Source organism: Pseudomonas akapageensis (assembly GCF_011355085.1).
In the GTDB taxonomy this organism is placed as follows: domain Bacteria; phylum Pseudomonadota; class Gammaproteobacteria; order Pseudomonadales; family Pseudomonadaceae; genus Aquipseudomonas; species Aquipseudomonas akapageensis.
Genome location: NZ_VXCP01000030.1, coordinates 1 through 11,427, shown reverse-complemented (window position 1 = coordinate 11,427; position 11,427 = coordinate 1). Strand labels below are relative to the sequence as shown.

Annotated in this window: 8 protein-coding genes and 1 rRNA gene; 4 read left to right on the top strand and 5 right to left on the bottom strand. The window is 57.9% G+C overall.

The genetic code is table 11. The features are described 5' to 3' along the window. The first annotated feature begins 13 nt into the window (after positions 1-13). Positions 14-3,694: a type I secretion C-terminal target domain-containing protein gene (locus F2S13_RS19405; RefSeq protein ID WP_166363740.1), complete on the top strand. Its 3,681-nt coding sequence runs from the start codon at positions 14-16 to the stop codon at positions 3,692-3,694. 163 nt (positions 3,695-3,857) lie between these two features. Continuing rightward, entirely contained in the window at positions 3,858-4,196 is a 339-nt protein-coding gene (locus F2S13_RS19400; protein ID WP_166363738.1) for a tryptophan synthase subunit beta, read from the top strand. Between the two features lie 56 nt (positions 4,197-4,252). Here F2S13_RS19400 and lapD (F2S13_RS19395) read toward each other — a convergent pair whose 3' ends face one another. Both lapD (F2S13_RS19395) and lapG (F2S13_RS19390) read right to left on the bottom strand, forming a co-directional pair. Next, a complete protein-coding gene (lapD, locus tag F2S13_RS19395) occupies positions 4,253-6,196 on the bottom strand; it encodes a cyclic di-GMP receptor LapD (RefSeq protein ID WP_166363736.1) in 1,944 nt (647 codons plus the stop codon). 12 nt (positions 6,197-6,208) lie between these two features. Next, on the bottom strand, positions 6,209-6,874 hold the full coding sequence (lapG, locus tag F2S13_RS19390; protein ID WP_166363742.1) for a cysteine protease LapG: 666 nt from the start codon (positions 6,872-6,874) through the stop codon (positions 6,209-6,211). 224 nt (positions 6,875-7,098) lie between these two features. On the opposite strand from lapG (F2S13_RS19390), the gene F2S13_RS19385 reads away from it, so the two are divergent. Next, positions 7,099-7,437 (top strand): tryptophan synthase subunit beta, encoded by a 339-nt coding sequence (locus F2S13_RS19385; protein WP_166363734.1) that lies wholly within the window; start codon positions 7,099-7,101, stop codon positions 7,435-7,437. Positions 7,438-7,440: 3 nt separating this feature from the next. On the opposite strand, the gene lapD (F2S13_RS19380) is transcribed toward F2S13_RS19385, so the two are convergent. Continuing rightward, positions 7,441-9,387 carry a cyclic di-GMP receptor LapD gene (gene lapD, locus F2S13_RS19380; RefSeq protein ID WP_166363732.1) on the bottom strand — a complete coding sequence of 649 codons (1,947 nt, stop codon included), beginning with the start codon at positions 9,385-9,387 and terminating at the stop codon, positions 7,441-7,443. Positions 9,388-9,396: 9 nt separating this feature from the next. Next, positions 9,397-10,077, bottom strand: a complete 681-nt coding sequence (lapG, locus tag F2S13_RS19375) for a cysteine protease LapG (protein ID WP_425500239.1) — start codon at positions 10,075-10,077, stop codon at positions 9,397-9,399. 264 nt (positions 10,078-10,341) lie between these two features. Between lapG (F2S13_RS19375) and F2S13_RS19370 the strand changes: the two genes are divergently transcribed. Further along, positions 10,342-11,040 (top strand): GntR family transcriptional regulator, encoded by a 699-nt coding sequence (locus tag F2S13_RS19370; RefSeq protein WP_343047539.1) that lies wholly within the window; start codon positions 10,342-10,344, stop codon positions 11,038-11,040. A gap of 185 nt (positions 11,041-11,225) precedes the next feature. Here the strand turns inward: F2S13_RS19370 and rrf are convergent. Further along, positions 11,226-11,341, bottom strand: a 5S ribosomal RNA gene (rrf, locus tag F2S13_RS19365). Between the last annotated feature and the right edge of the window lie 86 nt (positions 11,342-11,427).

Genomic DNA, 11,427 nt, shown 5'->3' with positions numbered 1-11,427 from the left:
CTGGAACGGCGCCGTGCCGAGCGTCACCTACACCACCAACACCGGCTCCACCAGCACACTGACCATCAACGTTACTCCGGTCGATGACCCGAGCGTGCTGAAGACCGACACCAACACGGTCGACGAAGATCATGCCGCCACCGGTAACGTGCTCACCAATGACAGCGATGTCGACAACATTCTGAGCGTGGCGAAGTTCACGATTGGTGGTACCGAGTACACGGCAGGTGGTACTGCCACCATAGAAAACGTCGGCAAGCTGACCCTCGGTGCCAACGGTGAATACACCTTCACTCCGGTAGACAACTGGAGCGGCAACGTTCCTACCGTGACCTACACCACCAACACCGGTTCAAGTACCACACTGAACATCAGCGTCACTGCGGTGGCCGACAAACCAACCATCACGGTCACCACCCCGACCTTCACGTCGACCGGCCTTTCCGAACAGGTGTGGGCGTCGAGCACAGCGCTGAATAACGCTCTGGGTACTGGCGGCAATGGTGCCACGGCGGCAACTCTGATCGCCGGCATCAACGGCTATACCGTGAAGCCCGCAATCACCACCACCGTGCTTGATTTCACGTCCTCGGCCAACATCGAACAGGGTACCGCCACAAAGGCCAGCGGGCTGATTTACCTGGAAGCCGGCAAGACCTATACCTTCGCAGGCAATGCCGACGACAGCTTCGCAGTCACAGTGGGTGGCAACACCGTGGCCAGCGCCACCTGGGGTAATCAGAGCGGGGCCATCAGCGGTAGCGGCTTCACACCGACGGTCTCGGGCTATTACACCTTGGACATCTACCACTTCAACCAGAACGGCCCAGGCAACTACAACCTGACGGTATCGGTAAACGGAGGCACTGCTACTTCGCTGAGCGCCAGCAACCTGCTGACCTTCACCAGCGTTGGCGACATCGCCAAGGCCGGCCTGACCGTATCCGATCTGCATGGCCAGAATGGCCAGGGCTACTACACCGTTTCCTCGATCAACCATGGCCAGGAGAACACCTTCATCAAGGTGAGCCCGATCACCACGACCTACACCGACAACGATGGTTCTGAAACACACGTCACCACGCTGAGCGGGATTCCAGTCGGTTCAATATTGATGGATGGCACCGGCAAGTCGGTCACCGTCTCGTCGACGGCGGCATTGGATCTCAGCGGTTGGGATACCAAGACTCTGAGCATCAAGCCACCGACCAACTGGACAGGCACTATCAACCTGACCGTCATTGCAACTGCCACCGAGAAGAGCAACGGCTCGGTCGAATCGGGTGTCGCTCATATCGACGTTACCGTCGATGCGGCCAACCATCTGCCCGTCGCCACCAACAGCAGCGTCCAGGGCACAGAAGACACCCCGCTGACGCTGACCTGGAGCGCCCTGAACGTTACCGATGCTGACACTGTTGCCAGCAAACTGAGCATCATCGTCACTCAACTACCAGGTAACGGCAAACTGACCTACAACGACGGTACCGGCTGGAAAGACGTGACCATCGGCACGGTGATCAGCAAGTCAATCATTGACAGCAATGGCCTGGTCTTCGTGCCTGTCGCCAATCAGTCCAGTGGTAGCGACTACACCAATACCGGGCTGGGTGACCAAAAAACCGACTACGCGCAATTCCAGTTCCAACCGTTTGACGGCATCGACAGGGGAGCAGTTGCGAGCGTAACCGTAGACATCGCGCCAGTGGTCGATGCACCGATTGTGTCCGCCACCAGTACTCAGGTGGTCGAAAACAACAGCGTTGCATTGGGCCTGAAGGTAACTTCGCTGGACACCGATGGCTCTGAAACCCAAGTCATCACCAAGATCGGCGGCATCCCGGCGGGTGCGACGCTGACCGACGGCACACACACCTTTACCGGTACGACAGGCAGTGCCGTCGCCGACCTCCGCGGCTGGGATGTGAGCAAGTTGAGCTACACCCCGGCGCCGTACACCAGCGGTACTGACACGCTTACAGTGACGGCGGTCTCGACCGAGAGCCATACCACCCAATCGCTGGCCACGACCACATCGCTGAACATCACCGTGACAGCTGGCGTGTATGACCATCAGGATGGCAAGCCGGGCACCGACACCTTGTCCGGCACCACCAGCAATGACATTCTGGTCGGCGACACCACGGGCACCACTGTTGTCGAAGGAAAAAACTACAACATCGCCTTCATTCTCGACAGTTCGGGCAGCATGAGCGACTCCCTGGCGACCGCGAAAGCGCAATTGAAAACAGTGTTCGACCAATTGGCGAGCAATGCCAGCAAAACGAATGCAGGTACTGTCAACCTCTACCTACTCGACTTCGGTACCAACGCAGGCAAGTCCGTCGCTGTCGATCTGTCCGACAAAGACGCCGCGATGGCCAAACTCACCGCCCTGTTGAACTCGATCAAGGCTGACGGCGTTACCAACTATGAGGATGCATTCAAGACGACAGCCAACTGGTTCTACAGCGACCTGGCGAAGAGCAATGTCGGTGCAACCAATCTGACCTTTTTCATCACCGACGGCCAGCCCAACTACTACCAGAACACCGCGTCGACGGTTATCGACTACAAGGTCGGCACCGATAGGGTACTGAGCGAATACATTGCGCAATGGAAGCCGGGCACGCCAGTCAACGTCACATTGGGGGGCCGCGAGTACACGCTGATCAGTGAGAAAGGTGAGGTTTACACGCTGGAGGAAAAGAACGGGAACTCCGGGAAGTTCGACAGAGACTACCTGGGTACCTTGTCCTCTCACGCTAATGGCTATGGTGGCGTCGAGTACAGTCTCACGATGGGCACGAGTTCGAACACGCCCACCCCCGACTCGGTCAACAATGCAAAAGAAGGCTACGCCGCACTGAGCAAAGTCTCGACGGTAGAAGCGATCGGCATCAACAGTGATATCAACAAGGACACCCTGCAGCTGTTCGATAGCGATCATGTCGTGCAGACCAGCGTGAGCGCCGGCGACCTGGCTTCGACGATTCAGGGCTCAACCGCGCCGATCGCACCGGGTGACGACAACGTCAATGGCGGCAACGGCCATGACATCCTCTTCGGCGACCTGGTGAGCTTCAATGGCATCAGCGGCAACGGAGTCCAAGCGATTCAGGCCTATGTGGCGTCGAAAACCGGCGTAGCTGACTCCAGCCTGCTCACCGATCAACAGATGCACCAATACATCAACAACCACATCGGTGAGTTCAATGTCACCGGCTCCACCGATGGCAAAGACACGCTGCTGGGTGGTGATGGCAATGACATTCTGTTTGGGCAGGGTGGTATCGACACCCTATACGGCGGCAATGGCAATGACACGCTGATCGGTGGACGGGGTAACGATACGCTGTATGGCGGTTCGGGCGCCGACACCTTCACTTGGCTCAAAGCCGACACTGGCAAGGATGTGATCAAGGACTTCAAGGCATCGGAAGGGGACAAGATCGACCTCAGCGACCTGCTACAGGGCGAAAGCTCAAGCACCATCGACAACTACCTGAAGATCACCACCAGCGATGGTGTTTCGACCTTGCAGGTGAGCTCCACTGGCAAGTTGAACGATGCCGGCGGCGTGGCCAACGCAGACGTGACGATCAAGCTGGAAGGCAACAACTGGTCCAACACCACTGTCAGCTCGCTGATCGCCGGCGGTGACCCTACCATCAAAGTCGATCACTCTCACTGATGAGCTTGGCACCGGTAGCCTCATGGCTGCCGGTGCCGGCTTAAGTTGAATTTTTCCAACGTCTGAGCATCCTGTCGCATACTCTGTCTGGCGTTTCGCTCAGCCGCGCAGATTGTTTTATGTAGCCAGGTACTGTCAGGGACTCAAATTCGAGGGAAATACCGTGTTCTACGTGCAACGCGATGCACAAGGGCTGCTCAGCCGCGTGGAAGTGGCACGCTATGCCGAGGCCACCGAAACGCTTCCGGCCGACCATCACGAGATACAGTCGTGGTACGCCAACAACGCCGTTGAGACCCGTCTGAAACAACTCAAGCAGAGTGACCTGGACATGATTCGGGTACTCGACGACCTGATTCAGGTGCTGACCACCAAGGGCGTAATTCGGGTTACCGACCTGCCACCGGCGGCGCAGGCGAAACTGATGGACCGGACTCAGGCGCGGGAAGCCTTGGGCGGGCTGGATCATCTGATCAACGATGAAGAGTCAGGGCTGATCTGAAGTTCTTTCAGGCGCCGTGATCGACACCTGCGTAAAGACTCAGGGCCGAGCCTCGTTTACCAAGGCGCCGGTTCACCGACCAGTTGCCCCTGGATACCCTGGATGCCCATCTCGCGGATGACCCGCAACTCCCCTTCCGTCTCAACCCGCTCGGCAATCAAGGGCAGGTCAATGCTGTGTGCCGCACGCTGGACCGCCTCGATAAACAGACGTTTGTGGCTCTCCTGATCAATGTCACGAATGTAGCTGCCATCGATTTTCAGGTACGCCAGGCCGAGATGTGCCAGGTTCCCAATCATGCTGAAACGGCCGCCGAAACGCTGCAAGCTGAGCCCATAACCCAGTGCGTGCAAGCGTCGGGTCAGGTTCTCGAGTGCGCTCTGCTCTGGTAGCTGCTCTTCACCTATTTCGAAAGTAAGGCGCGGCCCCAGCCCGGGATGTTGCCCCAGCATGGCGAAGATTCGCTCGAGCGCCTGCGAGTCGGCCAGGGTCGCTGCTGACAGGTTCAGGGCCAATGGTTGCTCATGCTGCTGCAGATGTTTGAGCACATGTCCGAGGACCAACTGGTCCAGGCGAGTGGCCCAGCCAAAGCGCTCGATCCACGGCAGGAAGCGCCCAGCAGCAATACTTTGGCCCTGATCGTCCAGCAGGCGAGAAAGAACCTTGAAGTGCATGACCTTCGCGCTGTCAGTACTGGACACGACTGGTTGGAAAAACAGCTGGAACCGATCAAGGCTCAACGCCTGGTCGAGCAATACGTGCCATGTCCGGTGATCACCGCTGGTCGTCGCGATGACCTTGTGCTCCAGGCAGACCCAGCTCGGTTCGCCGTGGCTTTCGGCCTGGGCAAGCGCCTGGTCAGCCAGCGCCAGTAAATCTTTCGCCGTATCGCCGGCGTTATAGGGTGCCAAGCCAATATGCGCGGCCGGACTGACGTCACACGCTCCTGTTTCCTGCAGGCTGACCAGTGTACTTTCCAACTCGCGGGCCAACTGCATGGCTTCATCGCGAACCAGACCCGGAATCAGCACGGCGAACTCACCGCCTCGGCTGCGGGAAATCAGGCTCATATGCTCTGGGAATCGGGCGCAGCCTCGCACCAATAGCTGGGCAATAGCTTGAATCAGTTGATCTGTTCGTGCCCCTCCCAGTCGCTGATTGAGGCCGGTCAGATTATTGACTCGCAACAGCAACAGGTACCCGCCGCCGCCCTCTTCCAGGTTGCTGACGCGGGCATCCAGTTGCATGTCGAAATAACGCCGATTGGCCAACCCCGTAAGGCCATCCTGATAGGACTCCACGCGCAATTTCTCACTGCGCTCGGCTTGCTCGCGAAACAGCGCCTTGAGCTTTTCGACCATCTGGTTCATCGCCTCTACCACGCGCCGCAGTTCAGGCGTGCGCGGCAGTTCCGACAGACTGAGGAACTCGCGGCGTGCAATGGCCTGAGACTGCGCCATCATGTAATCCAGTGGCTTAAGCTGACGACGCAACAACAGCGCCCCCAACGCTGCACTGGCCGCACCACACAGCAGCAACCAGGCAAGGCTGCCGAGGGCGTTTTCCCAGAGTCTGGCCAATGCAAACATCGGGTGGCTAACCACCTCGACCCGGGCCGCCTGCTGCCAGCCACGACTGACAATCGCGTCACCACCGGCCACTTCAAGGTTGACCAATTTCACGAACCAAACAGGTACATCGCTGGCATCAGGTTCGGCGCTGCGCTCAACCATCACCTTGTTATTTGCCAGGTCGATGACTTTAATGCTGGCGTAGTAGCCGCTGTCGAAAATAGAGCCGACCATTAACTCGGCCATTGCAGGATCATCAATATTGGGTGTCAGCGAAAGTGCCAATGCAGTTGCCGCATCCTGGGCATGAGAGCGCAGTTGGTTAACGTATTGAGTCCGAGAGCTTTTCAGACCGACCATGAAACTGCCACTGAAGGCGACCACCAAAAACAGACAAATAGCGATCAGTAATTGTTTGAACAGGGACATCAGGACTCCTGATTAATTGTCCGACTCGGTTGGAAAACCTTCGGCCTTCATTTTCTTCAATACGTCCTGCCAACGAGACAGCCGCTTGGTATCGCCCAGTCTTTTGCTCCCGGTAGCCCCTGTAAGCCAGAGCCCTTCGCCGTTGAACGAATACACCGGCACCAGGTCTGTACGCTGGTTTGCCGGTTCAATCGCGTCCATCAGGCTATCCAACACCAGCGGCATTGCCACGGGGCTCGAGTAATAGGTCAAGACCATATGCGCTCGATTCTGGCGTAGCGCCTTGACGTAAGTGATGCGCAACTTGTCGCGGTCCACACCCAGATGCCGCAAGCTGAAGTACTTGGCAATTGCATAATCTTCGCAGTCCCCGCCTTTCTTCCAGAGCGCCTCAATGGGGGTGGCCCAGTAATCGCCTACATGCCAGAGGTCAAAGTCTTCCTCATATTGCAACTGATGGTTGAAAAAAAGGTTCACCACCTTCAACTGATCCTGTTCACCCAGCTGCTTTTGTGTTGCCAGCAAGTTCTGCCAGGCATCGATACGCGACTTGCCTTCACCCAGTGGTCCATACACTGCCTCCGCGTGTTGGCTGATGAGAGCAAAATCCCAGTCGGCGCGCAGGTTTGTGAGCAGCAGGCAGCCGAGCAATAGGCCCAGGCAAAGTCGACCTGACATGCAATGTAAAGTCGAGACAGACAATGCGATCAACCGGCCAGGAATGAGGCGTGCGATGTTGGAGGCTTGTAGGTGAAAAAACAATATCCTTCTGCTTCTGGTCCAGGAGACCAATACTTATACACAGCTCGTCTTGCCAAAAAACTGCGGTGCTATCTGCGCGACCGCTCTATAGCCTATGCTGCTCTGAACAGGATGACAGCCCATATAAGGAGGCGCTTCGAATGTTCTACGTGCAACGCGATGCACAAGGTCAATTGATTCGGGTGGAAACCGCCGCTTATACAGGCTTCACCGAAACCCTGCCGCTCGATCATGCCGAGATCCAGGCCTGGTACTCCAACACCAGGGTCGAGAATAGCCTCAGGCAGCTCAAGCAGAGCGACCTGGAGATGATCCGCGTACTCGACGACTTGATTCAGGTGCTGACCACCAAGGGCGTGATCCGGGTCACTGACTTGCCGCCGGCAGCGCAGGCCAAACTGATGGATCGCTCTCAGGCGCGTGAAAGCCTGGGCGGGTTGGACCATCTGGTCGATGAGGATGAAAAAGGGCTGATCTGACGATCAGGGCCAGGGCGCCGGCTCCCCGACCAACCGGCCCTGGACACCCTGGATGCCCATTTCCCTGATAACCTGCAGTTCACCTTCGGTTTCCACACGCTCGGCAATGAGCGGCAGGTCGATGCTGTGCGCCGCCCGCTGCACGGCCTCGATGAACAAGCGCTTGTGTCTCTCCTTGTCGATAGCACGAATGTAACTGCCATCGATTTTCAAGTAGGCCAACCCCAGGTTCGCCAGGTTGCCAATCATGCTGAAGCGGCCGCCGAAACGCTGCAGGCTCAAGCCAAAACCCAACTCGCGCAAACGCCGGGTCAATTGTTCGAGTACCGACTGCTCGGGCAATTGCTCTTCACCGATCTCCAGGGTCAAACGCGGTCCAAACGCCGCATTCTGGCTCAGTAATTCATAAACCCGTTGCAATGAGGCCGCGTCCTTGAGCGTTGCGCAGGACAGGTTCAAGGCCAAGGCCCGGTCGTGACCTTGCATTTGCTTGAGCACCTGCTCGAGCATCAGCAGGTCCAGCCGTGCCAACCAGCCAAAACGCTCCAGCCAGGGCAAAAACCGCCCGGCAGGAATCGCGCGGCCCTCGGTATCAAGCAAACGCGCAAGGACCTTGTAGTGCAGGACGTGCTCACGGTCGTCGCTGGCGACAACGGGTTGGAAGAACAGCTGGAAGAACCCTTGCTCAAGCGCGTGCTCCAGAAGGCTGCGCCAGGCGTGATGGTCATCGCCGCCATTTGGCGAGCTGCTTGCATCCAGGCAAAGCCAGCTCGGCCCGAGCTGGTTATGGGCCTTGGCCAAGGCCTGATCGGCGAGCGACAACACGTTCTGTGGCAAGTCACCCGGACTGCAAGGCGCAAGGCCCATATGAGCAACCGGTGTCATATCCGTAGCCCCGGCAGATTGGAGGCTGGCCAGGCTATTCTCCAGCGCCTGGGCCAGTTGCACGGCATCTTCGTGGACCATGCCCGGCGCCAACACCGCGAACTCCCCACCACGGTTACGGGTGATCAGGTTATTGGTTTCCGGGAATTTTGCGCAGGTGCGCGTTAAATGCGCACCCACCATCTGCAGCAATTGGTCGGTACGCTGGCCACCCAATCGCTTATTCAGGCCCGTCAGGTCGTTGACCCGCAGCAGGAGCAAGTAACCCGGGCGGGCCTCTTCAAGGTTGCTGACCTGCGCATTGAGCTGCATCTCGAAATAACGCCGGTTGGCCAGCCCCGTCAGCGCGTCCTGATACGACTCGACTCGCAGTTTTTCGCTGCGATCGGCCTGCTCCTGAAACAACGCCTTGAGTTTCTCGACCATCTGGTTCATGGCCTGCACCACGCGCCGCAACTCAGGGGTACGCGGCAGTTGCGGCAAGCTGAGAAATTCCCGGCGCGCGATGGCGTGGGACTGTTCGACCATGTAATCGAGTGGCTTGAGTTGACGGCGCAACAGCAGCGCCCCGAATACTGCGCTCAACGCACCGCAAAGCAGCAACCAGCCAAGGCTGCCCAAGGCACTCTGCCAAAGCTTGGCCAGCGCAAACATGGGGTGGCTGACCACTTCCACGCGAGCGGCCTGCTGCCAGCCCCGACTCACGATCGCATCGCCGCCGGCGGGCTCCAGGCCAATCAGTTTGATGAACCAGGCCGGCACGCCATTACTGTCGGGTACGGCACTGCGCTCGACCATAACCGAATCCGCGGTCGTGTCGACCACGCGGATGCTGGCGTAGTAGCCGCTGTCGAACATGGAGCTGACCAACAGCTCGACCATCGCCGGGTCGTCGATATTCGGCGTCAACGACAGTGCAAGCGCAGTGGCGCCGTCCTGGGCATGGGAGCGCAACTGGTTGACGTACTGGGCCCGCGAGCTTTCCAGACTAACCATGAAGCTGCCGCTGAAGGCGACTATCAGAAACAGGCAGATGGCGATCAACAACTGTTTGAAAAGAGACATCAACTCTCCTTAATACACCGGCTCGGTCGGAAAACCCTCGGCCTGCATCTTTTTCAAGAGATCCTGCCAACGCGACAAACGCTTGATGTCGCCAACCTTTTTATTGCCTGCCGCTTCCGTCAACCATAGACCCTCGCCGTTGAATGCATAGACCGGCAACAGATCGGTGCGTTGATTGGCGGGCTTGATAGTGTCAACCAGGCTATCGAGCACCAGGGGCATAGCCTCGGGGCTGGCATAGTAGGTCAGGACCATGTGGGCCCGATTCTGCTGCAGGGCCTTGACGTAGGTGATACGCAATTTGTCGCTGGGAACGCCCAGACGGCGCAGGCTGAAGTACTTGGCGATGGCATAGTCCTCGCAATCGCCTGCGCCCTTCCAGAGCGACTCGATCGGGGTGGCCCAATAGTCGACCTCATGCCACAAGTCAGGATCCTCGCGGTACTGCATCTGGCGATTGAAGAACTGATTGACCACCTGCAATTGCTCAAGCTCGGGGAGCTGCTTGCGGGTGGCCAGCAGACGCTGCCAGGCATCGATACGTAGCTGGCCGTCACCCAGCGGCCCATACAATTTTTGCGCGCGCGCACTGATCAGCGAGAAGTCCCAATCCGCGTGCAGGCCGCCCAGCAGCAAGCAGCCGAGCAGCAGGGCCAGAGCGAGCTGGCGGATTGTCGGAAGCACTGCCAAATGTGTCGCCAAAGCGATCAATCCGCCAGATAAGTAGTGAGCGAATGGTGGGACTTGCCCTGACAAATGACAATGTCACTTCAACGTCATCCACCCTTGCTCGCACGCCCCTACTACGCTAGCAGCATTGCTTGCATCAGCCAGTGAGAACGGCCATGCAGATGGAACAGCAGTTCGCTTCCCTTCATGGAGTACTTCGTTCACGATGGTGCTACGAGCAAGATTTCTCCTGGCTCCCACACGTTTTATTCAGGTAGATACAGCGTGACCGAAAAAACCACTCTCTTGAGCCGCGTTCTTCCCCGTGAACAACTCGAGCCACACCTGGCCCGGGCAGTGATCGAGGAAAAGCTGCGCAACGCCATTATCGATGGGCGCCTGCCCAGCGGAACAGCGCTGCGCCAACAAGAGCTTGCCTCCTTGTTCGGGGTGAGCCGCATGCCTGTGCGTGAAGCGCTGCGCCAGTTGGAGGCGCAATCCTTACTGCAAGTGGTCGCCCACAAGGGCGCAGTGGTTGCACCGCTGATTGGCGAAGATGCCGTGGATACCTATGACTTGCGCATCCTCCTGGAGAGCGAAGCACTGCGTCAGTCAATACCGCGGCTCGACGCCGATGACATCGCCATGGCTCGCCATTACATCGATCAGCTTGAAGGTGACAACAGCCATGCCGAGATCGGTCGGCTCAATCGGCTGTTCCATATGGCCCTCTACGCCAAGGCACCGAACCAGAAACTATTGCGCTTGATCGAAGTCGAGCTCAATGAGGAAGAACGCTTCCTGCGTTTTCACCTCTCCTCCATGGGAGTGGGCAAGCTGACCCAGGACGATCATCGGGCATTGGCTGATGCTGCCGCCGAAAAGGACGTCGACAAAGCCATTAATATCCTCACCGGGCACTTGGGTAAAGGCCTGGATACCATGAGGCTTTATCTGGAGGGGCATGCGGCGAACGGCAACTGAGTGGTTGCTGCAGATGCTGACTCGTTGACTCGTTCCCACGCTCTGCGTGGGAATGCAGTGTCCGATGCTCCAGCGTTGTGACGCGGAGCGTCAGGAGAGGCATTCCCACGCGGGAGCGTGGGAACGAGGTCGCCAGAAAGACAAAACCCCTGTCTGCGTTGGCAGACAGGGGTTCTGGATTTGAATCTTGACGATGACCTACTCTCACATGGGGAAACCCCACACTACCATCGGCGATGCATCGTTTCACTGCTGAGTTCGGGATGGGATCAGGTGGTTCCAATGCTCTATGGTCGTCAAGAAATTCTGTGGCCGATCCGTCGCGTGGCGACGTGTCAGCGAAATTCTTGATGCTTCTACTATAAGACAAAACCCCATCTGCGTCAG

Excerpts from the sequence above, each read along its gene's own strand:
- lapD (WP_166363736.1), bottom strand. The coding sequence starts at position 6,196 with ATGTCCCTGTTCAAACAATTACTGATCGCTATTTGTCTGTTTTTGGTG.
- lapG (WP_166363742.1), bottom strand. The coding sequence starts at position 6,874 with ATGTCAGGTCGACTTTGCCTGGGCCTATTGCTCGGCTGCCTGCTGCTC.
- F2S13_RS19385 (WP_166363734.1), top strand. The coding sequence starts at position 7,099 with ATGTTCTACGTGCAACGCGATGCACAAGGTCAATTGATTCGGGTGGAA.
- lapD (WP_166363732.1), bottom strand. The coding sequence starts at position 9,387 with ATGTCTCTTTTCAAACAGTTGTTGATCGCCATCTGCCTGTTTCTGATA.